Here is a 26,866-nt window from a genome sequence, read left to right on the forward strand (position 1 = left end):
CTTCCTGAATACAATAGTACTATCGAATAAATATGCCAGTATTTTTTTAGCCGGTTTTAAAGTGTAACTTTACTATCATTTATTGCTTTTCATAGGAGATATTCCACAGGATGGGGAATTTATTGCTCATAAAAAACGGGGGCACTTCTTTACAAACCAATACCGGGGCGGTTAAACCTACTATTTATTTTTGGCAGGAAAATGTATTACTATACAGTAATAAAAAATAAATGATTATTATCACTATTAAAATCAACTATTATGAAAGCAGATTCTAAAGTATTGCTGGGCTTATTGGCAGGCGCAGCCATAGGTGCAATAGCGGGTATTCTTTTCGCTCCCGACAAAGGTTCTGAAACCAGGAAAAAAATATCGAAGAATACCACTGACATGGGTGATCAGTTGAAACACAGCTTCGATGATTTTGTTGACACGGTAAAAGACAAATACCGCAATGCAAAAAATGAAGTGGAAGACGTAGCCGAAAAAGGCAAGGTGAGCACCTTTGGCGGCCAGGCAAAAAATTCAATGACTTAAAAAACCACACTGATGTGGCGCTAACAACCATTAATATTCCGGCGGCATAAAATACTCATAATAATGAAAGAATCAGTCTCTGAAAATATAACAATGTTAATTGAAGATACGGGCCGCTATATAGAAGCAAAAACGGAACTGTGGAAATTAAAAGCAGTTGATAAAAGTACGGAGATGGCTGCATCGCTCGTTTCGCAGCTTATTGTCATCTTTACTGCTTTTATTGGAATTGTAGCGTTGAATACCGGTATCGCATTGTTATTGGGAAAATGGCTTGGTGAAGTATATTATGGTTTTTTTATTGTCGCCGGTTTTTATTTTTTATTGGGCCTGATCCTGTACCTGGCACGGAAGAGCCTGATAAAAACACCATTTTATAATGCTGTTATCAATAAAATATTGAAATGAATATTCCATTACGCTCAGAAGATATTAAAGCCAGGATTAAAGTACTGGAAGAGCAAACCCTTGTTATGGAGGGAGAATTAAAAGGAAAGTTCAAAGAAACTTACGAAAGTTTTAAGCCGGCTAACCTGATAAAAAGCGCCTTTCATGGAATTACTTCAGATCAGGGATTTAAAAACGGAATACTTAACACAGTTCTTAAATTCGGACTCGGATATGCAGGCGGCCGTTTATTCTGGAATCCTTCAGGAAGCATTGCAAAAAAAGCTATTGGGGCGGCACTGCAATTAGGAACCAGCAAAGAAATAGGTACGAAAATATCTATCTGGAAAAAATTCGTTACCAGTCTGTTCACTAAAGATAAAAAAGCGGCCTAAAGCTCTTCCTGCCGTCACTTCTCCGTCATTGTTTTCAATGGTTGTTCTCTTATAGGGAATAATTCTCTATCTTTCGTAAGTGAACAACCCGCATTTTATGAAAAATTTATTGCTTGTCCTTGCTTTTGCATTCGCAAACCAGGATACCAGTGCACAAAATTGTGCATCGTTCTACCTTTTGCAAAATAATAAAACTGTAGAGCTTGCAGTATACAACAAAAAAGGAAACGCAAACGGAACAATCATTTATAAAATTTCCAGTCAACCTGCCAAAGGCAATACAACTACAGCCACCATACATACCAACTTGCTTGATAAGGAAGGAAAATCTGTGAATAAGGGAGTTAGTAATGTAAAATGCAGCAATGGTATCATCATGATTGACATGAACTTATTTCTTCCACAGCAACAAACCGAACAATTTAATAAAGCACATGCCAAAGTTAAAAATGCATTTCTTGAATATCCCGCTGTAATGAAAACCGGCGACCAGTTAAAAGACGGGGCATTTAATATGGAGATTGACAATAACGGTTTAAAGCAAATTTTAAAAATGCAGATCTTTAACAGGAGAGTAACCGGTACAGAAAAAGTAAGCACAAAGGCCGGTACCTGGAACTGTATAGCGATAAGCTACCGGGTAAACCTGAATATTCAAACAGGTCCCATTGCCATACCACTGAACTATAATGCAACGGAATGGTATGCCCCCGGATTTGGCATTGTTAAAACCGTAAGTGAAACCGGGTCAACCGAAATTGTTGCTGTAAAACAGGGATAATATAATAACCTGACTGCTTACTTAGGGCTTATCACTTACGACACCCAATATAAGTTCCCCGTCTTTAGAAGGCTTTATCTGTATCTTTGATGGCACAATAAATACGCCGGAAGGATAAATTTTTTTTACCTCCTGTAGCAGACTTTCCGCATCTTCCCTCGTTCGGAAATTACCCATTTGAATTTTGAAATAAGGAGAATGATAAATGAAATACGTTTTCTCACCCGGAAAATCGCTTAACATCCGGGTTTTAACCGAAAGCGCTTTCTTCCGGTCATTGGTGTTGATTACCTGTAAACGGAATCCCGACATATTCCTGATTGTTTTTAAATAGGTGGCTTCATTAATCTCCCTGTTCTTTTTTACAAGTGCATTTACCCTCGGATCGCTGTTTACGGAAACATGCTGCAGGGAATCATTTACCAAATCTTGCGCAATTGCTCCCAAAACAATAAAAAAAGCGATGGCGGAAATACATATTTTTTTCATGATGAGCGATTTAATGACATTGATGCTGAATGCTAATGTACATACTCTTTTACATACGCGCCAAAGCGCAGAAATGCACTTTAGCTTTTAATAATGTTAAATATAAAAATCATACCAGGTTATTGCCCGATTGTTTCATAATATCAATGCTGCTGCTGCATCCGATACGATTTGCTCCCGCAGAAAGGAGTTCGCGGGCAAATGTGAAACTACGTATCCCACCAGATGCCTTTATCTGGATATGCGGCGGAAGATACTGCCTCATGAGTTGAACAGCTTCAACCGTGGCGCCTTTTCCGCTATAACCCGTAGAGGTCTTTAAAAAATCTACACCTGCAGCGCCATATAATTCGCAGCATTTAATGATCTCGTCAATGGTTAATAACCCCGATTCTATAATAATTTTTATTACGCGGCTCTTGTTCCTGATCACAGGCAGTATAGCATTGATTTCGCCGGCAATAAATTGCCAGTCGCTGTTTTTTATAGCCGCAATATCAGCTACCATATCCAGCTCATCTGCTCCATCTACTATGGCCAATACTACTTCCGCCAGCTTTGCTTCAATAGCCGAATACCCAAATGGAAATCCTATTACAGTAGCTGTTTGTACTGTTGAACCAGCAAGTAATTTTACAGCTTTCTTTACGTATAAAGGGGGAACGCATACTGCAGCGAAACGGTATTCAATTGCTTCGCCACAAACCCGCTCAACATCTTTTAATGTTGTATCAGGTTTCAAAAAAGTGTGATCAATATACGAGGCGATATTATTCAATTCGAAGGTTAGTTGTAGTTTGTAGTTTATAATTTATTGTTTATAGTTGAGTAAACTACTAACGACAGGCTGAAAACGCCTTCTTTCACTTCTCTCTTTTCACTCATGCTTTGCCCATTGCTGACCGCCGACTGCTGACAGCCTTCTTCGCATGTATGCTATCATCAGGCTTCCTTTCCATGGCACTGCTTGTATTTTTTACCACTGCCGCAGGGACAAGGATCATTTCGACCGATCTTGGGTCCAACTTTAACCGGCTCCTGTTTTGTGGCTGCACCGGAAGGATCAAAATAATCATTTTCATTTGCCGCATAATCATCGCCACGGGCATCAATCTCGTCCTTATTGGCCTTCATCTTGCTCATGTCGGTTTTCTGTTCCCTGCCTTCTCTTATCTGTCCCGCATTTTGCTCAACAGGTATAGCAGCGTGGCTGAGGAAAGAAACGATATCCCTGTTCACCTCTCCATCCATGTTACGGAACATTTCAAAAGCAGAAGTTTTATATATAATCAAAGGATCTTTTTGTTCGTATACTGCTGTTTGCACACTATGCTTTAAATCATCCATTGCCCTCAGGTGCTCCTTCCAGGCATCATCTATCACGGCAAGCGTAATGGTTCTTTCCAGGGCGTTTGCCAATTCTGTTCCTTTTGATTCTAAGGTTTTTTTCATGTTTGTCAGTACCTGAATTCCTTTTTTGCCATCCGAAAAAGGCACCACCACATTTTCAATATGATTGCCCTGCATGAGCTTAATATTCTGAAATACGGGCATTGATTGCTTCGTAAGGTTTTCCTTACGCTCCTGGTAGTGCGCAGATGCTTCACTATACAAATGATCCGCTATCTTATTGATATCCCCTTTCATAAACTCATCGTGCGTAATGGTAGTATCAATGCCAAAATGAATGATGGCAGCCAGTTTAAAGCCTTCAAAATCTTCCTGCTCGCGGAAAGAATTTATCAACCCTTCCGAAACATTATAAAATGCATTATCCAGGTCAAGTGCCAGCCGGTCGCCAAACAATGCATGCTCACGTTTGGTATATACCACATTACGCTGCTTGTTCATCACATCATCATATTCAAGCAGGCGTTTGCGGATACCGAAATTATTTTCTTCTACTTTTTTCTGCGCTCTCTCAATGCTTTTGGTGATCATGCTGTGTTGAATCACCTCGCCTTCCTTATATCCCATCCTGTCCATCAGGGAAGCAATACGTTCACTGCCAAACATACGCATAAGGTCGTCTTCGAGCGATACGTAAAATTGTGAAGTACCCGGATCGCCCTGGCGTCCGGCACGGCCGCGCAACTGCCTGTCTACGCGGCGCGACTCATGTCTTTCCGTACCAATAATAGCAAGACCCCCCGCTTCCTTAACACCAGGTCCTAATTTTATATCCGTACCACGACCCGCCATGTTGGTGGCAATGGTAACAGCCCCGTTTAAACCGGCTTCCAGCACTACCTGCGCTTCACGGGCGTGCTGTTTTGCATTCAATACATTGTGCGGTATTTTCCTTGCCTGCAGCATTTTGCTCAGCAATTCACTTACTTCAACAGAAGTAGTACCCACCAGGCAGGGGCGGCCGCTGTTTCGCAATTTCTCAATCTCTTCAATTACCGCTTTATACTTTTCGCGTTTGGTTTTATATACCAGGTCCTGCTCATCTTTACGTGTAACTGGTATATTGGTAGGAACAGAAACCACATCTAATTTATAAATGCTCCAGAACTCACCTGCTTCCGTTTCCGCAGTACCCGTCATACCCGACAGTTTATGATACATACGGAAGAAATTCTGCAAAGTAACCGTAGCATAGGTTTGCGTAGCAGCTTCAACCTTCACATTTTCTTTGGCTTCTATAGCCTGGTGCAAACCATCGCTGTACCTGCGGCCTTCCATAATACGGCCGGTTTGTTCATCCACAATTTTCACCTGCCCCTCTACTACAATATATTCTACATCATTCTCAAATAAAGTATATGCTTTCAGTAATTGCTGCACCGTATGTATGCGATCGGCTTTTTGCGCATACTCATTTAACACTTCCTCCTTCCTGCGCAACTTGTCTTCCGGAGTATCATCGCCCTTTTCAATATCAGATAACTGGATGCTGAGATCCGGGAGTACAAAAAAGTTAGGATCTTCGCCTCCCTTTGTAATGTATTGCAGTCCTTTATCCGTAAGTTCTACCTGGTTGTTTTTTTCGTCAATATGAAAAAATAGTTCCTCGTCTACAATATGCATGTGCTTTCCCTGGTCGGCCATGTAAAAGTTTTCCACCTTCTGTAATTTTACACGAATGCCGGGTTCACTCAGGTATTTAATTATTGCCGTATTCTTGGGTAAACCACGGAAGGAACGCAACAATGCAAGCCCTCCCTCGCGAACATCATCTTTGCCTTCAGCTATTAACTTTTTGGCCTCAATCAACGCTTTGTTCACCACTTGTTTCTGCGCTTCCACCAACTGGTGTACACGGGGTTTTAACTGGATATATTGCTGATCATCGCCGCCTTTCGATATGGGACCCGAAATGATCAGTGGCGTACGGGCATCATCAATCAATACGCTATCCACTTCATCCACCATACCGTAATGATGCTTGCGCTGTACCATTTCATCAGGATTATGAACCATATTATCGCGCAGATAATCGAAACCAAATTCGTTGTTGGTTCCGTAGGTTATGCTTGCCTGGTACGCTTTTCTGCGTTCTGCACTGTTGGGATAATGCCGGTCAATACAATCTACCGTCAGCCCAAGAAATTCATATAAAGTGCCATTCCATTCCGAGTCACGTTTGGCGAGATAATCATTTACCGTAACAATATGCACTCCCTGGTCGGCCAGGGCATTCAGATAAGCCGGTAATGTAGATACCAGCGTTTTACCTTCACCGGTAGCCATCTCGGCAATTTTTCCCTGGTGTAATACAACACCACCAAGCAACTGTACATCATAATGCACCATGTTCCAGGTAACAAGATTGCCGCCTGCCAGCCAGCTATTCTTATACGTTACCTTGTCGCCCTCAATAATAATATGCGATTTTTTAACACTTAACTCCCTGTCGAGTTCCGTAGCAGTGGCTACGAGTTCCGTATTGTTTGCAAAACGACGCGCTGTTTCTTTCATAACAGCAAACGCTTCAGGCAGAATTTCATTAAGCACCTCTTCCAATTTTTCATTGCGCTGCTTGCCCAGTTTATCTATTTGCTGGTATATTTCATCCTTTTGCATTATTTCGGTAAATGCCAGTTCTTCTGCCTTTTTCTTAAGCTCCGCTATTTCATTGTCAACTGTTGAAACGTGCTGTTTAATGCGGGATTTGAATTCCGTGGTTTTGCTTCTCAGTTCATCATTAGAAAGTGATGCATAAGAAGTAAAATACGTGTTGATCTCTTCCACGTAGTGCGAAATACTCTTAATATCTTTTTCCGATTTGTTTCCTCCAAATATCTTAGAGATAAATTGCAACATATTGAGAATGTATTAATAAAGATGTACTTATGATATAGTGCTGAGTTAATTGTAATATGCCGGGTTGTTGTCAGAGATGAGAGTGAGATGTGAAAGTGAATGAATTGCCATTCACCATTGCTTATTCACTTTTTCACCTTTATCCTCTCACTTTTCACGATACAATACGTTATATATGATTAACTTAACACGAGTTATCCTTTTTTCCTGACAAATATAATGCTGTTTTTAAGGGCAGTCATAATGGCAGAAGGTTTGCAAAGGTAAGAAAACTAAGAAAGAGGAGGCTGATGACAGATGTGAAACTTTTAAGATTTTACTGAGCCGCTAATCTATAGCCCATATTCGTGGAAAGCATAGATTAGGGCATTCTTAAAATAAGTTTGAGCATAACCAAACAATAACAAATCAGGCTATCCCAATCCAATCTCGTAATGCTTTTCGGGTATCTGCACATCCAAAAAATCTTTTTTTAGCAAACGGTTCCTGAAATCCTGCTGCACATCGTACTCGCCATGAACAAGAAATAAAGTTTTTACTTCCCGCGGATTTTGACAGGCCAGGAACTGGCTCAGATCTTCATAATCGCCGTGGGCGCTCATACTGCGGATGGAACCAATTTCTGCATTCACCTGGTGATAAACTCCAAAAATAGTTACTTCCTTTGCGCCAGCTATTAGCCTGCCACCCAGGGAATGAGGTTCGCAATAGCCGGTAAACAAAATAGTATTGCGGCTGTTTTCAATGGTATTGCTGATATGATGCTTTACCCTGCCACCTTCGGCCATACCGCTGGCGGAAATAATGACGCAGGGCTCATTGCGGAAATTGAGCAGCTTCGATTCATCAACCGATTTAATAAACTTCAACCCTTTAAACCCAAAGGGATCCTGGTCTGATTGCAATATCTTCTGAATAGCATTATTAAAGTATTGAGGATATTTTTTTACGATCTCAGTAGATTTGACACTAAGCGGACTATCCACAAAATAATCCAGGTCGGGCAATCTTTTTTCTATCTCCAACTGGTTAAGCGCAAATAAAATTTCCTGTGTACGGCCAACACTAAAAGCAGGCACTACCAGCTTGCCTTTTTTCTGTATGCATGCTTTTTCAATCCATTGCAGGATCTGGTCGGGTGTAGTAGCATGCTGGTCGTGCAGGCTGTTGCCGTAGGTTGATTCCAGTAAAATATAATCTGCCTGGGGGAAAGTTTGGGGTGAACGCAAAATAACATCCCTGTAACGCCCCACATCACCACTAAAACTGATACGGGTAGTTTTGCCACTCTCTGTTATTTTCAAGTGCACTGCGGCACTGCCAATAATATGACCGGCATCGGTATACAATAATTCAATACCATCCTCTATTGTAAACCAATTGCCATATTCTACTGTTCTGAAAAAACCACTGGCTTTTTTTGCATCTTCTGTATCGTATAAGGGTTGCAAATATCCCTGGCCGGCTGCTGCCCTTCGCTTATTGATGTACTTTACCTCATCTTCCTGTATGCCGGCCGAATCTTCAAGCAATACTTCCGTTAGCTCCCGGGTGGCGGGTGTACAGAATATCTTTCCCCTGAAACCATCTCTCACTAATTTGGGTATTAATCCGCTGTGATCTATATGTGCATGCGACAAGACCAGGTACTCTACTTCCGGCGGATTAAAGCCCCAATCCCTGTTCAATACATCTGTTTCCTTACCCAATCCCTGAAACATTCCGCAATCCAATAATATTTTTTTACCGCTTTTTAAGGTAATCAAATGCTTTGAACCTGTGACGGTACGGGCTGCGCCGTGAAATGCTATTTTCATATAGTAACGTTTGTTTTAAATATTCAGGGAAGAAACAATATTAAAGAAACAAGTTCCCAATAAATTATCAAACCAAAAAAAAATACCTCACCCCCAGCCCTCTTCACAAAGCGGAGAGGGGATACGAAGAACGAAGCGAAATGAGGAACAGCAGTGAAATGAAGCTGAATACTTAGCAGTACAAAAGCTACATCATTACTTCCCTCTGTTCCTACAAAACCTTGCATCAGTTAATGAGTTCCCAAACCTCAATCGCGTATGGCGAAACGACTACCTCTATACTCCCCGTTTTCACAAGGGCAGCAGCTTCACCATATAAATGTTGCAGGCGTTTATTTGCAAATGAAATTTTATCAGCACTGGAATTGATGTACACCATTTCAGCATTGCCCGATAAATTGATTACTATTATGATAACCTGATCTTCACTATATCGCAAAAAGGAATATGCATTGTCCGAATGGTTGGCCAATGTTTTATATTTCCCGTGTGCAATAGCTGCATTTGATTTTTTTAAAACCATGAGTTGTTTATAAAAATTCCACAAAGAATGCACATCATTCTTTTGTTCTTCCAATGAAATACCATCATCCTGTCTCAGGTTACTGTCGTGCCACCAGGGACCGGTATCTTTGTACCACAAAGCCATTCCTTTCCGGGAAATATCTTTATACCATTTAAATGCTTCGCGCCGTGGAATATCATTTCCATCGGATATGCCATATTTTCCAAATCCCCCCTCTCCTGTCATACCCAGTTCCTGCCCGTAATAAATAGCTGCTGTTCCACCCAACAACAGGTTTAAGGCAGCGCCCGTACGTAATTTATGGGTATCGCTCAACACATGCGAAGCGAAACGTTGTGTGTCATGATTCTCTATAAATACAATATTTTGGCTGATGTCAGGTATAATATTGAAAGTAGTTTCAGCTATTTGAGCTATTCTTTCTTTTTCAAATGCAAGCATTGCTTCCCTGAGCGGAAAAGCGAATACGCGGTCTGCACCACTCTTTTGTATATAATCTTCGCCAAACGAATTCCAATCGGTTTGTTCGGCAATAAAGATCAGTTCCGGATTATCTTTTTTTAGTTTACTGATCAATGGCTTCCAGAATGTTTCAAACAAATTACTGAGCCGCTTTTTATTGTCGAGCGTATCCATCATATGATCCAGCCGAAAACCATCCACACCATCCGCCGCATTACCCGGATTAGTCCAGTAACTGAATAGCCTGTACATATAATCCTGCACTTTTTTATTATGCAGGTTAACGGTGGTAATGTTCCTGTAAACCGCGTCATACCCATGCACGCCATTGATATCAAATATTATGGTTTCCGGTATTTTGTTTTCTTCATCTTTATACAGCAAATATTCACTAAATGGAGAAGATGGATTTTCGTAAGTATCTTTATACCATACATGATCTTCGGTTATATACTGGATCTCCATATCCATGTATATTTTCATTCCCCTGTGATGTACTTCCCTTACTAATGTAAAATAAGATTCAGCCGTTCCATATGCAGGATCAATGGATTCAAAATCATCCGCAAAATAATTGTGATAATAGGCGGACCTGTAGAGGGGAGTAAGTAAAATGGAAGTAACACCCAGGTCCTGCAAATAGTCTAACTTTTGTATCAACCCGTTCAGGTCGCCATGCCTGTCATCATTGCTATCGAAAAAGCTACGCTGAAATATGTGGTAAATAATTTCGGCATTGGAAGGATTATCGCTATTGCTCTTTTTAATATGCATATTGCAGACTGCAATATAACAACAACACGATAGTTTCTTTATACTGTTCTAATTGGAAAAGAAAACGCTGCGGCAAAAAAGTGAGTTTATGATCATCAAAATCTTATTTTGACAAGATAGTCAGTTCCGTGCGCCTGTTCCCGGCTCTTCCTTCTTCCGTAGTATTATTGGTTACAGGTTGAGACGCGCCAAAGCCTTTGTATTGCAAGCGTACAGCTTCAATGCCTTTGGTAATAAGATAATCAACCACTGCTTTTGCACGGTTGTCAGACAGTTTTACATTATCGGCTGCTTTACCCGTATTATCGGTGTGCCCGCTGATCAGTATCTTAATACCGGGATTATCGTTAAGTAATTCCACTACACGGTTTAGTTCGGCTATGGATTGCTGTTTTAATTCAAACTCGTTAACATCAAAAAAGATATTGTTGAGAATAACAGAAGCATTTGCTTCTATAGGCTGCAGTCCAATATCAATGGTATAGGTAGCGTCGGGCGTTTTTTGGCTGAACGGAAAATTCCCTGAGTAAAATAAGTATCCTTTCCGGTTTACATTAAATGCATAATCTTTGCCCAATGGCAGTGTAATAAGATAATGACCGCTTTCATTGGTTTGTACTTTTACAAGGGTTTGTCCTGAAGCAATATCAATTAATTCCACTGCAGAGGGCAATCCCTCTTTGGTTGTGCTGTCAAATACTTTTCCCTGCACCCATAATGTTTTGTTGGGCCGTATATCTTCCCGCATTTCAAAAGTATAAATATCCAGTCCGCCACGTGTGTCCGACCTGTCGCTGGCATAATATGCGGTTTTACCATCTGCCGCCACTACCAGGCTGCCTTCATTTTCGGTAGTATTAATAGGATAGCCTAAGTTTTCAATATTATCCCAGGTACCATCACTTTGTTTGCGGGCAAGAAACAGATCATCGCCACCATATCCTGTTAATCCATTAGAAGTGAAATACATGGTTTGATTATCTGCATGAATAAAAGGGCAGCTTTCATCACCGCCTGTATTTATTTTTGAGCCCAGGTTTTCGGGTTTGCCCCAGCGCCCGTTGGGCATACGTTTTGAAACATAAATATCTTTACCGCCATATCCGCCGGGCCTGTTGCTGGAAAAATACAATTCCCGCTTATCGGGCGAAAGGCATGGCGAAGATTCCCAGAATTCACTGTTTACGGATTCTCCCAGGTTTTCGGGCGTGCTCCATCCTCTTTTGGTAAGAGATGAAAAAAACAAATCGCAGCTTCCCATCCCTTCCGGAAAATTACAGCCTGTAAATACCAGCCACTCACCATCCTGGGAAATATTTTGCGCTCCTTCATTGAAATTGCTGTTAATGTCTCCATCAATCCCTTTTGCTTTCGACCAAAGACTATCGTTACGGTCGCTCACAAAAAAATCTTCATTATACCCCTTCACGCGCCGGGTAAACACCAATGTTTTGTCATCTATGGTAACAGAAGGATAGTACTCGAGATCTGCACTATTAATACTGTCGCCGGCATTACGGGGAGCAAAAACATAATTTTTAGTGGGGTGATCCTTATCGTACTGCACAGCAAACTCAAAAGAACGTTTGCGGTATTCGCCTGCTTTACGGCTGGGCTCATTAAGATCGGGATTGGCAAGAAATTCATTCACCGCATTAAGCGCCGGCTCAAACCGTCCTGCTCCTGCCAGGTTAATAGCATAGGGCAGCTTATAATCTTCCGTATATTGCATGTCCATTTCAAAAGCCTTTTCGTAAGCAGCTATGCAACTGTCGTATGCTTTCATTTCGCCGTAAATGCCAGCCTTGGTAAGCCACGCATCCACGTACCGCTCATCTGCTCCGAGGGCACGATCTATAAATTGCAGGGCTTCTTTGTAATGACCATTTTGCGCCTGGTCGAGCCCCAGGTTATAAAAATTAATCGCTTTTTTATTTATTTTCTGAGGATCATATTGCTGGGCGAAAGATACGCTGCACAACAGGCAGATGCAGAACAATATAGCTATTCGGTTTATCATTATTATATGTAAGAAATGATAACGAAGCTATTCAAAAATTATTCCGCAGTATAAAAGAAATTGTTAATGGCCGCCCGAAGCAGCATTAATAATTGATTCAGTACTTGCAGTTCATATTTCGTTAATTGGTGATTTTGCCACAAAGTTACAAGATCACAAAGGAAAACGTTTTGTGGCTATATTGCTTTTTTTATGATCGTCTTCGGAAGTATTTTTAGTTTTTGAGCAACCCCTAATTTAAAGTTGGATTATGTATTGCGACCCTGGAAGGGTCGAACAATAAATGTTTTACCGCTGAAAAAACAGGCACAAAAAGCCTGCAGGATCCTGTACAAACAAAAAGCCTGTAAGCTTGCCGTACTTATATTCCGTGCAAATCTTACAGGTTCTGAAAAACTATATGAAATTTTATTACTTTTTCTTCTTCTGGCTTTTAGGAGCAAAAATAATCATCATCCTTTTACCTTCTAATTTAGGCAATCCTTCAGGAGCGCCCATTTCGTTCAATCTTTCGGCAAACTTAAGGAGGAGCAATTCGCCTCTCTCTTTAAACATAATAGCACGGCCTTTAAACTGCACATATGCTTTTACTTTATTGCCATCCTTCAAAAAATCTTCGGCATGTTTGGCTTTAAAATTAAAGTCGTGCTCATCTGTATTGGGTGTGAACCGTATTTCCTTTACCTCAGAAACTTTGGAATTGGCTTTCATTTCCTTTTCCTTCTTCTTCTTTTCGTACAGGAACTTATTATAATCAATGATCCTGCATACAGGGGGATCTGCATTTGGAGAAATTTCTACAAGGTCGAGTCCCTGTTCAATAGAAAGCTTTAATGCATCCTGTATAGAATATACGCCTACTTCCACATTATCGCCTACCAGTCTTACCTGGGGCACTCTTATCATGTGATTAGTGCGATGCTCCTGCTGTTGTTCTTTTCTGAAACGGGGGTTGAAATTACCCCTGGTAAATTGCGGTCGTGGTGGAAATGCCATTTACAATTTTTAAAGTGATACTCCTTTTCAGGGAGGTTTTAATTGTTATTGTTAAGATTTGAAATAATCTGTTTAACCGGATGAGCTATTGTTTTTTGTTTCTCTTCTCACTTTTAACCTTTCTCCTTCCCCTATCCCCTGTTCTTTATTTCAACGACTGTTTCTTTAATAAAATCGTCAACCGGTTTTGAGCCAGTGTCGCCTTTGCCCTGTCTTCTTACCGCCACTTTATTTTCATTTACTTCCTTCTCTCCCACAACCAGCATATAAGGTACTTTGGCCAACTCGGTATCGCGTATCTTTCTGCCTATCTTTTCAGGTCTGTCGTCAATCTCAGCACGAATATCCGCATTTTTCAACGATTCCAAAACATTTTGTGCATATTCCATGAACTTGTCACTGATGGGTAAAATCTTTACCTGTAGCGGCGCCAGCCATACCGGAAATTTACCTGCATAATGTTCCAGCAAAAAACCGATAAAGCGTTCATGGGTCCCTAATGGCGCCCTGTGAATGATGAGCGGTATTTCGGGCGCATTATCCTTATTGGTGAATTCCAGCTTAAAACGCCTGCCCTGTGCAAAATCTACCTGGTTGGTTGCCAAAGTAAATTCCCGTCCGATGGTGCTCCATATCTGCACATCAATTTTAGGGCCGTAAAAGGCAGCTTCATCCTGCACTTCCACAAAAGGTGTATTGGTGCGTATCAACACATCTCTAACCAATGCTTCGGTTTCCAGCCACAATGCCGGCTCATCCACATATTTCTTTCCCAGTTTGGAAGCATCGTGTAAACTAAGCCGCATGACATATTTATCAATGCCAAAAATCTTAAAATATTTAAGGTACATTTCATTTACCGACTTAAACTCTTCATAAAATTGTTCTTTAGTACAGTAAATGTGCGCATCGTTCATATGGAGGCAGCGAACCCTCATCAAACCAAACAACTCCCCACTCTGCTCGTAACGGTAGCAGGTTCCGTATTCGGCCAAACGATATGGAAGGTCCTTATAACTTTTGGGCTCAGCAGCAAATATTTTATGATGGTGCGGACAATTCATCGCCTTTAGGTAGTATTTGGTGCCATCCAGTTCCATAGGCGGATACATGCTATCCTGGTAATAGGGCAAATGTCCGCTGGTGAGGTACAGGCTTTCTTTGGCTATATGCGGCGTAACCACTCTTTTATAACCTGCTCTTTCTTCTGTGTCTTTGGCTAATTTTTCGAGCGCCTCAATAACAATTGCCCCATTGGGTAGCCACAAAGGCAGCCCCGGTCCAATATCATCATCAAATGCAAAAATGCCCAACTCTTTACCCAACTTGCGATGATCCCGCTTTTTTGCTTCCTCCAGCATATGCAGGTATTCATCCAATTCTTTTTGATTGGGAAAGGTTATTCCATATATGCGGGTAAGTTGCTTATTCTTTTCATCGCCCTTCCAGTATGCACCGGCAATATTGGTAAGCTTGATGGCTTTTATTAAACCCGTTTGGGGAATATGCGGCCCGCGGCACAAGTCGGTAAATGCTCCCTGGCTGTAAAAAGTGATATTGCCATCTTCCAGGTTTTGCAACAGGTCAAGCTTGTATTCATCTCCCTTATCTTCAAAATATTTTATGGCATCTTTTTTCGAAATTTCCTTACGGATATATGGGTTGCCCTGCTTTGCCAGTTCCGACATTTTTTTTTCGATGGCCGCCAGATCTTCTTCACTTACTTTTCTATCGCCTAAATCCATATCATAGTAAAAGCCGTTCTCAACAGGCGGGCCCACCCAAAACTTTACACCAGGAAACTGCGCCTCAACCGCTTCGGCCAATAAATGCGCAGAGGAATGCCAGAAAGTGGATTTACCTTCTGCTTCATTCCAGGTTAGTAATTTTAATGTGCTGTCGTTATAAACAGGACGCGTAGCGTCCCATACCTGCCCGTTTACAACCGCAGCCAGTACTTTTTTTGATAGTCCTTCACTGATAGATTTTGCAATATCCAATGCAGTAGTGCCTGGTTCATATTCGCGTACTGCGCCATCCGGAAAAGTAATTTTCACCATATATAATTCCTCCTGTTCCTTAAAAAGAGTGCAAATTTAACGAACTATTGGCGTATCATTTCATTTACCGCACCAATTTCCTTAGTATTGAGATTATTTTTGCTTTATGAAAGTTTTGTATGCAATGAAAGGATGGTTTGTGTTGATTTTAGTATTGGGTAGCTATCATGGTATAGGTCAGAATCTCAGCGGGCAATGGCGTGGCTCATTCAATTCGGCAGGCAATGTTGTTGCCATGGAAGGAGAAACAGAATATGTGCTGGAGCTGTATATTAAGGGCGACAAGGTTAGCGGGTATTCTTATTCGTATTTTAATTATCCCGAAAAAAAGTATTATGTGATATGCAGGCTGGAAGGCAGTTATGAATCTTCGAGCAAATCGGTGGTGGTAAATGAAGAAGAAAGAATTAAAGGCAATACACCACCCGACTGGGGCGATTGTTTGCAAACGCATATCCTTACCTTTTTAAAGCAGGGCAGCACGGAAAAATTAGTAGGCAGATGGCGGGGATACCGTCCGGATGGTTGTGGGGTAGGCAGTACTGAACTGGAAAGAAAGACCCTTACACGGGTTGTTCCCCGTAAATCTTCACCCCAAAAAAACACTCCGTCAATAGCAAAACAAAAAACCACCACTCAGCAAAACCTTATTCATAAACCCAAATCCGGTTCGGGTACAACTAAAAAATCCGCGCCCAAAAAAAATCCACCGGTTGTAAAAAAGAATAATACAAAGCCTAAAGCTGCAACACCCGATAAAGAAACGATCGTTCCTAAAACCCAAAGGGTTCAAGGCGCTACAAGATCTGAGCTACCAGATATTACAGCTCCTGAGCTTCCGGGATATGCCAAAAGAAGTAAAAACATTCTAAAGGTCATAGAAATTCCAACAGACGGGGAATTTAAGGTAGACTTTTATGATAATGGAGAAATTGACGGTGATACGATCTCCGTTTTTTACAACAACAAATTGTTGTTATCACATCACCGTTTAACAGATCAGCCGCTTTCTTTAACAATTAAACTTGATACTACCCGCGAAGAAAATGAACTGGTAATGTATGCCGATAACCTGGGCGCCATTCCTCCCAACACCGCTCTAATGATTGTAACGGTAGGTGGTAAACGCTACGAAGTATACATTACTTCAACAGAAAAATTAAGCGGAACCATACGGTTTAAACGGAAAGAGTGACAGGGAGTTTATTTATGATTTGTGGTTTGTAGTTTATCGTTGCATTGTGTTCCGGATTTGAAATTTGAGATTGGTTCGGGTTGCAGGGTGCAGGTTGCAGGATGCAGGTTGCAAGTTGCAGGGTACAAGGAGCCACTAACGACAGCATGAACGCTTGAATGGTGGGATATTAGTTGTTAGTGGTTAGTGGTGGTTGCAGGAAGATGCGGTCGGTACCCGGCATAAGGAGGGTCAGACCGCATCTTTGCGTTACCGCTCTCAGGGTGAATGGTGAAAAGTGAAAGGTGAATGGTAAATTTATCGTTTCACGTTTATCGTTTCCCGGGGTGAGAAATGAGAGGTGAAACGTGAGAAGTGAAAACACTATTCACTGCCAGCAGGCAGGTTTGGTTCTTTTCATTTGTTTCCTGGTGCTTTGTATTTCCTTCTGGTTACTCCCCTGCAACTTGCGACTTGTACTCCCAGGCACTACTTCAATCTTTCCAAAGCCTCCCTTGCGGCAGCAAAATCTTTATCCAGTCCCAGGGTTTTTTGATAATACAATGTTGCTTCCGCTTTATTGCCCAGCGCTTCCTGGCACCTGCCCGACTGGTAATAGGCTTCGGCAAAAGTATTGCTCACCTGTATGGCCCGCTCAAACACTTTTAGTGCCTCAGCATAATTTTGCTGGTCGTACAGCAGCAAGCCTTTCTCAATATAAGCCTCTAAAAAAGTATAATCATTTTTAATGCACTCATCAAACTGCTCAATGGCTTTTGCCTTATTATTGATATTGGAATAATACAATCCTTTAATGAATCTTGCCTGCGAAGCAACACGCGGCTCTTCCGCCAGGTTAATGATCCTGTCGGCAATGGCAAGCGCTTCTGGTTTTAACTGGTTCGCATATACTGCCGACAATTGCAATAAAGGCTCCGCGAACATGGGTGCTCTTTCCACAGATTTTTTTAATGCAGTAATGCCGTTAACCGTATCCCCGCTCTGCAAAAAAATGGCTCCCCGCCTGTACCACAGCCCGGCATTTAAACTGTCAGCAGCAAGCATGGTATCATTTTGCGTAAGCGCTTCTTTAAACCTGTTGTTCTTTAACAGTGCATCCATTAAAAGATAGCGAAGTCCGGCAGAGTCGGGCTTTGCCTTTACTGCCTGCTGTAACTTTTGTATCGTTACGGATGGATTTTCCGGCTCCGCTATGGTATTCGTACGATCAGGCGAAGTATTGCACGCACAGAAAAAAACTGCCAGTAATAAAATGGGTATATTAAACCGCCTGATCCTCATATTGCATATATTTTTCTATGGCCGTATCGTATTTATCCTTCCATACTTCTATTTCACCCCAACTTTTTCCATCCACTACTATTTCATTTTCCGTAACCACGCCAATTTTTTCAAAGGGTATACCGGCGGCTTTTAGTTTTTCTTCCAATGCCGGAGTTTGTGTTTTACTAACGGAAACCACTACCCTGCTTTGCGCTTCACCAAACCAGAACGCATCCCGTCTGAATGTATTATTGGTTTGAACATCATAACCCAGTTCGCGGTTAAACCCGCTTTCGCAAAGCGTTACAAAAAGTCCGCCTTCACTGATGTCGTGTGCAGACTGAATTAAGTTGTTTTTAATTAAGCCGCTAACAGCCTGCTGTAAGCGATATTCTTCCTCCAGGTCAAAATATGGCGCCGGTGAATATTCCACACCATGCAGCTTATGTATATATTCAGAAGAATTGATATCATTCCTGCTTTGTCCTACCAGGAAAATCAAATCACCCGGCTGTTTAAAGTCCAGCGTCATTTTATCGCTGATATCATCCAGCAATCCCACCATGCCAATGGTTGGCGTGGGATACACCGCGCCTTCGGGATTTTGATTATAAAAGCTCACGTTACCACCGGTAACAGGCGTATCAAATTTTATACAGGCTTTACTCATCCCCTTAATCGCATATACAAACTGATAATATACTTCGGGGTCGTAAGGATTACCGAAGTTGAGGCAGTTGGTAACGCCTAAGGGAGTACCGCCGCTGCATACGATATTCCTTGCCGCTTCGCTTACCGCAATCATACAACCCACAAACGGATCGGCAAAAACATAGCGGCTGTTGCAGTCTGTAGTAACCGCCAGTCCTTTTGTTGTACCCTTTACTTTTACGATCTGCGCATCGCTGGGCGCATTGGTAGAGGTGTTGCCCGTACCCACCATGCTATCGTACTGTGTATATATCCAGCGCTTGGAAGCGATATTGGGAATGGTAATTATTTTTTCAGCAACGGCTTTCAAATCGGCAGGAACCGGTATGGTAGCAGCATCAAAGGCTTTCACCTTACTAAAATAAGCCGGCTCGCGGTATTCTCTTTCGTATACGGGAGCTCCGCCACCCAACACCAAACTTTCTGCAGGCAGTTCGGCTTCTAATTGGTCATGCATATAAAAGCGAAGCATGCCATCGGTAGTTACCTCACCTATTTGTGAACAGGGCAGGTCCCACTTATCAAATATAGTCAGCACTTCTTCTTCCCTTCCTTTTTTAACGATCAGCAGCATACGTTCCTGACTTTCGCTCAGCAGCAATTCCCAGGCTTTCATGCCCGACTGTCGCGTAGGTACATTATCCAGATTAATGCGCATACCCACGCCACCTTTGGCGCTGGTTTCGGCCGTAGAACAAATGATGCCAGCCGCACCCATATCCTGCATACCCACCAGGGCGCCGGTTGGAATAAGCTCTAAGCAGGCTTCTAATAATTTTTTTTCCTGGAAAGGATCACCTACCTGCACGGCGGGAAGGTCTTCCACACTGCTGGCGGTAATATCGGCTGAAGCGAAAGCCGCTCCGCCCATACCATCTTTGCCCGTTGCCGAACCTACAATAAACACCGGGTTGCCTTCCCCTTCCGCGGTGGCGCTTACGGTTTGTCCTGCTTTTACCACGCCCACGCTCATGGCGTTTACTAACGGGTTGGTATGATAGCAATCCTCAAAATATATTTCGCCGCCTACGGTAGGCACACCAAAACAATTGCCATAATGACCAATGCCGTGTACTACCCCATTTAATAAATGTTGCGTCTTTTCTTCCCCGATATTGCCAAAGCGGAGGGAATTTAATGCTGCAATGGGCCGTGCCCCCATGGTAAAAATGTCGCGGTGAATACCCCCAACGCCTGTAGCCGCGCCCTGGAAGGGTTCAATAGCTGAAGGGTGGTTATGGCTTTCAATTTTAAACACCACGCCCCAGCCATCACCAATATCTGCCAGGCCGGCATTTTCCTCGCCTGCTTTCACCAATAGTTTGGCGCCCTCGCGTGGAAGTGTTTTCAACCATTTAATAGAATTTTTATAACTGCAATGCTCACTCCACATTACGGAGTAAGCGCTTAATTCGGTAAAGTTGGGAGTGCGGCCCAGTATCTTTTTGATCATCTCAAATTCTTCCGGGCGAAGTCCTAATTTTTCGGCTGTTTCAACTGTTATTTCCATGTAAAGTATGTATCAAAGTATAGGAAGCCGCGAAATTACGAAATGGCAGCGGGATTTATGACCGGGATTGCAGGATGTTGGTATTACCGGGATAAATGTGAAGAAGAAGGAGATTTTTATGGCCCCGACGTTCGGTACGGGTAGCATCTTTCCTTGCGTCGCACACTTGTACGTTAGGAGCATTGCGCGGCAAGCTGATGCCCATTGGCGCAAGTATTCCGGGCTACACACAAAACAGTGCGACCAACCCTGCGTCAGCGCGGGACGAGCGCCGGTACCCGCTGTTTTTCACCGAAGGCATATCTGTGGTGTAAAGGAATCCAAATGAACTGCACGTAAATCCGCTTTAAAATGGCTTCAACACCATCAGTACAATGATCATTAAGAAAATCATATTCTCTATTCGTTCATAAAAGAACAATTTACCGGCTAATACATAATAGGCATCCGGTATTTTATCATCTGAACTGTTTTTCAATAATGCCTTTACCGGCTTCGATCTTGGTGATAAAATAACCGGTCCGAATGTCAGTGCAATGATGAAGAGCACCAAACTGGTAACATACCATCCCATTTGAAATAAATACGGACGAATTGCGCCCATCGTTACACCAGAAAGCAGCAGCAGTGTTCCCCCCACCATCACGAAATGGTGTAACCGGTTCCGGATGAGGTAAGCATGTTTTAACTCTGCCATTGTTTTTGCCTTTGTCACAATATAAATCATAACAAAGCCCGGCCCCATACCCAAAATGGCAGAAAAAACATGGATCAACAAAAGAAAATTATAAAACGTCATGATCTAAACTTCCAGCTTTGCAATATTACCCGGCTTTACAAACATATCCTAATGATGATGGGAAAGGTCTGTAATACAGCGAACTTTTTTTGCTAATTTATTACAGATTTAGATCAACAAACGGTATGAAGGGGGATAATGTGATACTTTTGCCACTATGCCATTTCGGTTTTATAATCCTTTCGAAAATTTACATCTTAACGACAGCACCTGCTTTCTTACGGGCGTGGATATTATACACCCAGACGAAAATATTACCGTTTTCCCTGCCTGGATACTTGATCGCTTTCTGCTGAGAGATCAAAAATTTAAAATGATAGATCAGGTAACTTCTATTTTGTACGGAGATCTGAAGTTGCCATGTTCCGCCAAAGTAGCCAAGGCTTTCAACGACCTGGAATTTAAAATCCAGGAAGCTTTTAATAACGGCTATGATGGGGTACAGTCCATATCGTCTGAAAACCTGTTTTTATGGATGAGTAAAATAGTATATGGTGTTTTGTATCATGATTTGCTTCTTGAAAAGACAAGACTGCAAAAGCAAGACAAAGTATTCCGGCTTTCATCCCGTTTAAAAGAACGGTTGGGTTTGTTTCACCTGATGCTCCAGTCATTGGTTTCACCTGTTACATTTAAAGGGTTAGAGCCCTGGAGTATTTCCGTTGTAAGACTAAAATATTCAAAAGACATTTTTAATTACCGTGATGATCCCGTCAACCTTATCTTCTCGCTTGGCATGAATGGGTTTGGACTCATAGCCTGTCTCCAGGACAGCGGTCTGGTAAAGCAAACGCAAAAAGAGATTCTTGATAAGATAAACGATGCAGTATTGCATCCTGTTCAATTTGAGGAGCTATGCGCAAGGTTCTTCTATTCAAATTATCTTTTGCATTATCAACCAAAATACAACATTGAGAAGAATAATGCAGGCATTACCATTGAAACATTACCTGTAGCAGCAGATGCCGGCAAACCGTTGTTCGGTAAATGGGATGATTCTATTTTTGCACAGGTTTTGGCAGAGCATTGGAGACCGTGGGGCTTTACAAAAAAAGACATTATTACAGTTCCCAATGATCCGATCAGTTTTTTGAAAAATGATTATACGCATGAGTTTATAGCGCCGGATTCAATCCATTTGCCGTGCTAAAAAGAGGGCATATCCTGCCGTAAGAAGTCTCAATTTACGTTTGTGCTGTCGGGCTTGTCGTTTGTATTGTTGCTTTTCTCTTCTCCCCGCACTGGCGCCGGTCTGCAGCAGCGCAAAGAGCAGAGCCGACCGGTGCTTATCTATTACTTGTTTAGCAATAAGAGCAGTAACGGTAAAGGCAGAAGGTCTGGCTAATCACAAAGCTATGCTATCAAACCTGTGCCAGCACGGGAAAGTATTCCCATAGATTCCTCGTGCCCCGCCCTGGCGGGCAGGTTACCAATGACGTTTATGAAAGGTTAATTATCAGCACTGTAAAATTCAGCGCTCTCACTCGCGCTGGTCAATAGTGATGGCAAAGAAGGAAATACAAATCCTGGTAATGGAGCAAAAAATATTGAATCACATTTATGTGGTGCGAGGCGAAAAAATAATGCTGGACAGAGATCTTGCCGAACTGTATGGAGTAGAAACAAGAGTGCTGAAACAGGCGGTTAAAAGAAATGCGGACCGGTTTCCTAAAGATTTTATGTTCGAGATGGCCAGCAAAGACATCGAAAATATTTTTGGCGTACTAAAAGAGTTGATAGAAAAAGATGCCAGACCTGCAACCCGAAACAAAATTGGCTTTAAACACTACGACTAAGCATTGTCAATCACAAGGCTCAGCTTAACGCCAACGATGGTTAAAAAAGTTGAGCATTTGCACAAAGTTGCCGGGAACGTTGAGTAACATCTCTCACTCCCGTTGGTCTGTAGCAAAAGCAATGTGCATGACTAACCATAGGCTGCCCCGAATTGCTTCAATATAGCCCCACTCTATCCCAAAGGGATACAAGGTTTATAAAGAACTATGGGGAAAGTCTTCGACCCCTTCGGAGTCGCACCATTTCGATGTTAGCAGGATTATAGACCTGCAACCCTTTCAGGGTTGTATAACATGTCTTATGCCGTATACCTTTCACATCATATGAATCGTGTGTTAATGCAATTGCCGATTTCCAGGCATTAATTCATTTCCCGCATCGCACACTTCGGCTTTAGGAACATTGGGTGGCCGGGAAATGTGAAAAAACGGTATTCTGGCATGATTTTATTCTAAGTATTAATTGAAGAGAACTATTATGAAATTAACGTTCCTGGTTTAACCACCTGATTAGATACGAAGCCTGCTGAAGGGGTTCTGATCCTTCGATACAGGATTATTGTACCAAGAGGAAAGCAATAATAGCGACCTGCTTTAATTCAAAAAATTAATATTTGCTTATCATGAAAATACTCTGTGTGATTTTTTTGTGCATGGTGCAACACTATAATTCCTTTGCTCAATACACGGCCAGGGAATCAGCATTAGGCATTCGTGCCGGAGGTGCAACAGGTATTACTTACAAAAAATTCTTTAATAGCAATTTCGCTTTTGAGGTAATTGCCGCCAAGGATTTTCCAGAAGATAACGATGGTATTTTTATTTCCGGTTTATTTGAAAAACATGCTGCCCTTGCCGGCAAACGATTTTCGGCATTGATTGGAGGTGGACCTTCCTATCATTTTGAAAGAAATAGTTTTGGATTAGCCGCTATTATCGGTTTTGACTGGAGGATTTTGAATTCCCCTCTTAATCTTCAGGTGGATTGGAGTCCAGGTTATTATTTTGCCGGCGAAAAGGGCTTTACCACAGTTAATGCTGCTTTTAGTGTCCGATATATCTTAAATCGGAAGCAGGTTTATTCTGATGATTATTGAGATGAAAGCTTTTTTAATTAAAAGATCATACGCATTTTACTGTAATAACGAGGAACACGCCCTTAATATTTTTCTTCAAAATGAAAGGAGCAGACACGGACGGAAAGAATAAATGCATAAGCTGTTCTGCGATGAAATTCTGACCGAGCAATCGCATGAGCCGATTTCAGCAAGTTTGTGCTCTCCCGATTTTTGCTTCCATAGTCTTATTTAGCTCATAACGTAGAACGAATTCCCCACTTGGAGAGCGCCAAATATGCTCTCCCCGGACTTTGTCGCTTAACTTTTTTTGAACAGGCGCTTTTTTCTTAATGCAATCTTACGGATAACAGCGATCTCCAACATCCCTTTAACAGGTAAGTACCGGATGGAATAGAGACGAGTTTTGATTAATTTTATGCTTTTGCAACAGCATCTTTAAACTTGTTTCCATTGAACCAACATTTATCTGCCATTATTAAAAGAAAAAGGATTGCCCGCTTTAGAAAGCTTTCTTCTTCAACTATTATTTGTAATTTTTTCTTTTTTCTTTTACTGTTCATATGCCCGGTACTGCAGGCGCAAAAAAAACAGGATCTGAAAATAACCGGCAAGGTTACGGAGGCACGGAACAACACGGCACTTGGATACGCCACCGTTCAACTGTATAAGCTGCACGACAGTTCTTCGGTTGCTACTGTTACCACCGGAGAATCGGGCAATTTTACCCTTGAAGCACCTGCGGGTACATACTATGCCCTGATTGAATTTATTGGTTACAATCCGTTTAAAACCGCTACTATCACACTTACACCGGGTAATACACCGTTCAACCTTGGTGTTATACCACTCATTTCTGCTTCTAAAACGCTTGAAGAAGTATATATTCAGGCCGAGAAAAGCTCAATGGAATTATCGCTCGACAAAAAAATATTCAATGTAGGCAAAGACCTGGCAAATGCCGGGGGAACCGCTGCCGATATTTTGAGCAATATCCCTTCAGTAGCAGTAGATGTGGAAGGCAATGTAAGCCTGAGAGGCAGCAACAGTGTGCGGATACTGATAGACGGAAAGCCATCAGGTTTAGTGAGCATCAAAGGCGGAAGCGGCCTGCAGCAACTGCAGGGAAGCATGGTAGAAAAAGTAGAGATCATCACCAACCCATCTGCCCGTTATGAAGCGGAAGGCATGGGCGGCATCATTAATATTGTATTAAAAAAGGAACGCAAGGAAGGGTTCAACGGTTCTTTTGATGTAGTGGCAGGATATCCTGAAAATTTTGGAATAGCAGCCAACGTAAATTACCGCCGTAAAGATTTTAATTTTTTCGTTAATTATTCCGCCTCTTACCGCAATGCGCCGGGAAAAAATGACCTGTACCAGGAACTATACCGCAACGACAGCACTTTCATCTCCACCAAAAATATGGAGCACCATTTAAAAGGCATGTACAATAACGCAAGAGCAGGATTAGACTATTTCTTCGATGATAAAAATATACTAACGGCCGCCTATACCTACCGGCTCAGCAAAGGCAAACGTTTTTCCGATATCTTTTACCACGATTATGAATCGACCATAAAAAATCTTACCGGCATTACCCACCGCACACAGGACGAAACAGAAACGGAACCCAATTCGGAATATGCGCTCAGCTATAAAAGAACCTTTGCCCGGCAGGGACAGGAATTAACCGCCGATGTACGCTACCTTGATAATTGGGAAAACTCTGATCAATATTTCGGGCAGCAAAGCTTTAACCCGGATGGCAGCCACACAGATATACCTTTTATATTGCAGCGCTCCGTAAATGATGAAACTGAAAAACAATACCTCACCCAAATTGATTATATCCATCCTTTTGGAGAAAAGGGAAAGCTTGAGGCGGGACTGCGCAGCAGCTTCCGTAATATGACCAATAATTATACGGTAACCGAAGAGGATGCAAACGGCGACTGGTTTGAACTGCCGGGGCTGACGAATAATTTTTTATACAAAGAAAACATCAATGCCCTGTATGCCATATTGGGCAATAAGGTTAAAAAAATTTCCTATCAGTTGGGGCTTCGCAGTGAGCTCACCAATGTAACCACCACCCTCAAACAAACCAATGAAGTAAATCCGCGCAAATACCTGAACCTTTTCCCGAGTGCGCATGTTACGTATGATCTGCCCGAAGGACATGCTATACAGGTAAGCTACAGCAGGCGGGTACGCCGCCCTCAGTACAATGATCTCAGTCCGTTTATGACCTATAGCGATAACCGCAATTACTGGAGCGGCAACCCTGATCTTGATCCGGAATTCACTCATTCTTTTGAAATAGGCCATATAAAATATCTCGATAGGGCATCCATCAGTTCATCATTATACTACAGGAATACGAAAGGAAAGATATTGTATGTAAAAAGAGTGGATGAACAGGGCAACTCGGTTACCCTTCCGCAAAACCTGGCAACCGAAAATTCGTTTGGCGCTGAATTTACAGGATCATATTCGGCTTTTACCTGGTGGAAAACAGATGCCAGCATTAATTTTTTTCGCGCCATTACCGATGGCAGCAACCTTGATGATGAATTTAGGAGCGATACGTATAGCTGGTTGGTGCGTTTACTCTCTCGGGCTACTGTTTGGAAGAATACGGATATACAAATCCGCGGCAACTACGAAGCGCCACAACAAACACCGCAGGGCAGACGCAAATCAATAGCTACAATGGACCTGGCTGTTAGTAAAGATATTCTTAAAGATAAAGCCACCCTTACGCTGAATGTTTTAGATGTTTTTAATTCACGCCGTTACCGCTCCATTACCGAAGGCGCTAATTTTTACACGGAAAACATGTCGCAGGGAAGATTGCGGCAGGTTAATCTTACCTTCAATTACCGGCTTCGCCAGCCCAAGAAAAAAGTAAAAGAAACACTGGAGCAGGAATCGTAGACAAATGGGCTGAAATTTAGATGACGATAATTTACCCCAATATTTTTTAATTGATTATGTGCG

At 42.1% G+C, this 26,866-nt stretch carries 20 protein-coding genes; 9 read left to right on the plus strand and 11 right to left on the minus strand.

Going from position 1 to position 26,866, the window contains the following annotated elements:
- The first annotated feature begins 261 nt into the window (after nt 1-261).
- From FRX45_RS00765 to FRX45_RS00780, 4 genes are all read left to right on the plus strand, one after another.
- Nucleotides 262-537: a YtxH domain-containing protein gene (locus FRX45_RS00765; RefSeq protein WP_152266478.1), complete on the plus strand. Its 276-nt coding sequence runs from the start codon at nt 262-264 to the stop codon at nt 535-537.
- A gap of 63 nt (nt 538-600) precedes the next feature.
- Nucleotides 601-945: a hypothetical protein gene (locus FRX45_RS00770; RefSeq protein WP_152266479.1), complete on the plus strand. Its 345-nt coding sequence runs from the start codon at nt 601-603 to the stop codon at nt 943-945.
- Nucleotides 942-1,319 (plus strand): hypothetical protein, encoded by a 378-nt coding sequence (locus FRX45_RS00775; RefSeq protein WP_152266480.1) that lies wholly within the window; start codon nt 942-944, stop codon nt 1,317-1,319. The genes FRX45_RS00770 and FRX45_RS00775 overlap by 4 nt, the downstream gene beginning before the upstream one ends.
- A gap of 97 nt (nt 1,320-1,416) precedes the next feature.
- A complete protein-coding gene (locus FRX45_RS00780) occupies nt 1,417-2,100 on the plus strand; it encodes a TapB family protein (protein WP_152266481.1) in 684 nt (227 codons plus the stop codon).
- A gap of 21 nt (nt 2,101-2,121) precedes the next feature.
- Here the strand turns inward: FRX45_RS00780 and FRX45_RS00785 are convergent, their stop codons facing one another.
- From FRX45_RS00785 to thrS, 8 genes are all read right to left on the minus strand, one after another.
- Nucleotides 2,122-2,589 carry an SPOR domain-containing protein gene (locus FRX45_RS00785; protein WP_152266482.1) on the minus strand — a complete coding sequence of 156 codons (468 nt, stop codon included), beginning with the start codon at nt 2,587-2,589 and terminating at the stop codon, nt 2,122-2,124.
- Nucleotides 2,590-2,698: 109 nt separating this feature from the next.
- Complete coding sequence (deoC, locus tag FRX45_RS00790; protein ID WP_152266483.1) at nt 2,699-3,367, minus strand: deoxyribose-phosphate aldolase; 669 nt, start codon at nt 3,365-3,367, stop codon at nt 2,699-2,701.
- Between the two features lie 164 nt (nt 3,368-3,531).
- Nucleotides 3,532-6,858 carry a preprotein translocase subunit SecA gene (secA, locus tag FRX45_RS00795; protein ID WP_152266484.1) on the minus strand — a complete coding sequence of 1,109 codons (3,327 nt, stop codon included), beginning with the start codon at nt 6,856-6,858 and terminating at the stop codon, nt 3,532-3,534.
- A 413-nt stretch (nt 6,859-7,271) separates the two neighbouring features.
- Nucleotides 7,272-8,675 carry an MBL fold metallo-hydrolase RNA specificity domain-containing protein gene (locus FRX45_RS00800; protein ID WP_152266485.1) on the minus strand — a complete coding sequence of 468 codons (1,404 nt, stop codon included), beginning with the start codon at nt 8,673-8,675 and terminating at the stop codon, nt 7,272-7,274.
- Nucleotides 8,676-8,901: 226 nt separating this feature from the next.
- The gene (locus FRX45_RS00805) at nt 8,902-10,437 is read right to left on the minus strand and encodes an alpha-amylase family glycosyl hydrolase (protein ID WP_152266486.1); all 1,536 of its coding nucleotides are present in this window, start codon (nt 10,435-10,437) and stop codon (nt 8,902-8,904) included.
- Between the two features lie 103 nt (nt 10,438-10,540).
- Complete coding sequence (locus FRX45_RS00810) at nt 10,541-12,457, minus strand: OmpA family protein (protein ID WP_152266487.1); 1,917 nt, start codon at nt 12,455-12,457, stop codon at nt 10,541-10,543.
- Nucleotides 12,458-12,868: 411 nt separating this feature from the next.
- Complete coding sequence (gene infC, locus FRX45_RS00815; protein WP_152266488.1) at nt 12,869-13,453, minus strand: translation initiation factor IF-3; 585 nt, start codon at nt 13,451-13,453, stop codon at nt 12,869-12,871.
- Between the two features lie 131 nt (nt 13,454-13,584).
- The gene (gene thrS / locus FRX45_RS00820) at nt 13,585-15,513 is read right to left on the minus strand and encodes a threonine--tRNA ligase (protein ID WP_152266489.1); all 1,929 of its coding nucleotides are present in this window, start codon (nt 15,511-15,513) and stop codon (nt 13,585-13,587) included.
- A gap of 106 nt (nt 15,514-15,619) precedes the next feature.
- Here thrS and FRX45_RS00825 point away from each other — a divergent pair, with 106 nt between their 5' ends.
- Nucleotides 15,620-16,708: a hypothetical protein gene (locus tag FRX45_RS00825; protein WP_152266490.1), complete on the plus strand. Its 1,089-nt coding sequence runs from the start codon at nt 15,620-15,622 to the stop codon at nt 16,706-16,708.
- A gap of 468 nt (nt 16,709-17,176) precedes the next feature.
- Here the strand turns inward: FRX45_RS00825 and FRX45_RS00830 are convergent, their stop codons facing one another.
- The 3 genes from FRX45_RS00830 to FRX45_RS00840 all read right to left on the minus strand — a co-directional run bounded on the left by FRX45_RS00830 (nt 17,177) and on the right by FRX45_RS00840 (nt 20,991).
- On the minus strand, nt 17,177-17,989 hold the full coding sequence (locus FRX45_RS00830; RefSeq protein WP_152266491.1) for a tetratricopeptide repeat protein: 813 nt from the start codon (nt 17,987-17,989) through the stop codon (nt 17,177-17,179).
- Nucleotides 17,970-20,192: a phosphoribosylformylglycinamidine synthase subunit PurL gene (purL, locus tag FRX45_RS00835; protein WP_152266492.1), complete on the minus strand. Its 2,223-nt coding sequence runs from the start codon at nt 20,190-20,192 to the stop codon at nt 17,970-17,972. Before purL ends, FRX45_RS00830 begins: the two co-directional genes overlap by 20 nt.
- A 346-nt stretch (nt 20,193-20,538) precedes the next feature.
- Entirely contained in the window at nt 20,539-20,991 is a 453-nt protein-coding gene (locus FRX45_RS00840; RefSeq protein ID WP_152266493.1) for a DUF2269 family protein, read from the minus strand.
- 157 nt (nt 20,992-21,148) lie between these two features.
- Between FRX45_RS00840 and FRX45_RS00845 the strand changes: the two genes are divergently transcribed.
- The 4 genes from FRX45_RS00845 to FRX45_RS00860 all read left to right on the plus strand — a co-directional run bounded on the left by FRX45_RS00845 (nt 21,149) and on the right by FRX45_RS00860 (nt 26,803).
- Entirely contained in the window at nt 21,149-22,141 is a 993-nt protein-coding gene (locus FRX45_RS00845) for a hypothetical protein (protein ID WP_152266494.1), read from the plus strand.
- 352 nt (nt 22,142-22,493) lie between these two features.
- Nucleotides 22,494-22,787, plus strand: coding sequence for an ORF6N domain-containing protein (locus FRX45_RS00850; protein ID WP_152266495.1), 294 nt, complete (start codon nt 22,494-22,496; stop codon nt 22,785-22,787).
- A gap of 614 nt (nt 22,788-23,401) precedes the next feature.
- Nucleotides 23,402-23,884 (plus strand): hypothetical protein, encoded by a 483-nt coding sequence (locus FRX45_RS00855; protein ID WP_152266496.1) that lies wholly within the window; start codon nt 23,402-23,404, stop codon nt 23,882-23,884.
- 432 nt (nt 23,885-24,316) lie between these two features.
- The gene (locus tag FRX45_RS00860) at nt 24,317-26,803 is read left to right on the plus strand and encodes a TonB-dependent receptor (RefSeq protein ID WP_226804822.1); all 2,487 of its coding nucleotides are present in this window, start codon (nt 24,317-24,319) and stop codon (nt 26,801-26,803) included.
- Nucleotides 26,804-26,866: the final 63 nt, after the last annotated feature.

The organism is Agriterribacter humi (assembly GCF_009192765.1).
Taxonomy (GTDB): domain Bacteria; phylum Bacteroidota; class Bacteroidia; order Chitinophagales; family Chitinophagaceae; genus Agriterribacter; species Agriterribacter humi.

Coding starts and splice junctions, on each gene's coding strand:
- FRX45_RS00800 (WP_152266485.1), bottom strand. CDS start 8,675: ATGAAAATAGCATTTCACGGCGCAGCCCGTACCGTCACAGGTTCAAAG.
- FRX45_RS00775 (WP_152266480.1), top strand. CDS start 942: ATGAATATTCCATTACGCTCAGAAGATATTAAAGCCAGGATTAAAGTA.
- FRX45_RS00850 (WP_152266495.1), top strand. CDS start 22,494: ATGGCAAAGAAGGAAATACAAATCCTGGTAATGGAGCAAAAAATATTG.
- secA (WP_152266484.1), bottom strand. CDS start 6,858: ATGTTGCAATTTATCTCTAAGATATTTGGAGGAAACAAATCGGAAAAA.
- FRX45_RS00830 (WP_152266491.1), bottom strand. CDS start 17,989: ATGAGGATCAGGCGGTTTAATATACCCATTTTATTACTGGCAGTTTTT.
- FRX45_RS00780 (WP_152266481.1), top strand. CDS start 1,417: ATGAAAAATTTATTGCTTGTCCTTGCTTTTGCATTCGCAAACCAGGAT.
- FRX45_RS00770 (WP_152266479.1), top strand. CDS start 601: ATGAAAGAATCAGTCTCTGAAAATATAACAATGTTAATTGAAGATACG.
- FRX45_RS00805 (WP_152266486.1), bottom strand. CDS start 10,437: ATGCATATTAAAAAGAGCAATAGCGATAATCCTTCCAATGCCGAAATT.
- FRX45_RS00840 (WP_152266493.1), bottom strand. CDS start 20,991: ATGACGTTTTATAATTTTCTTTTGTTGATCCATGTTTTTTCTGCCATT.
- FRX45_RS00785 (WP_152266482.1), bottom strand. CDS start 2,589: ATGAAAAAAATATGTATTTCCGCCATCGCTTTTTTTATTGTTTTGGGA.
- FRX45_RS00810 (WP_152266487.1), bottom strand. CDS start 12,457: ATGATAAACCGAATAGCTATATTGTTCTGCATCTGCCTGTTGTGCAGC.
- FRX45_RS00765 (WP_152266478.1), top strand. CDS start 262: ATGAAAGCAGATTCTAAAGTATTGCTGGGCTTATTGGCAGGCGCAGCC.
- infC (WP_152266488.1), bottom strand. CDS start 13,453: ATGGCATTTCCACCACGACCGCAATTTACCAGGGGTAATTTCAACCCC.
- FRX45_RS00825 (WP_152266490.1), top strand. CDS start 15,620: ATGAAAGTTTTGTATGCAATGAAAGGATGGTTTGTGTTGATTTTAGTA.
- purL (WP_152266492.1), bottom strand. CDS start 20,192: ATGGAAATAACAGTTGAAACAGCCGAAAAATTAGGACTTCGCCCGGAA.
- FRX45_RS00845 (WP_152266494.1), top strand. CDS start 21,149: ATGCCATTTCGGTTTTATAATCCTTTCGAAAATTTACATCTTAACGAC.
- thrS (WP_152266489.1), bottom strand. CDS start 15,513: ATGGTGAAAATTACTTTTCCGGATGGCGCAGTACGCGAATATGAACCA.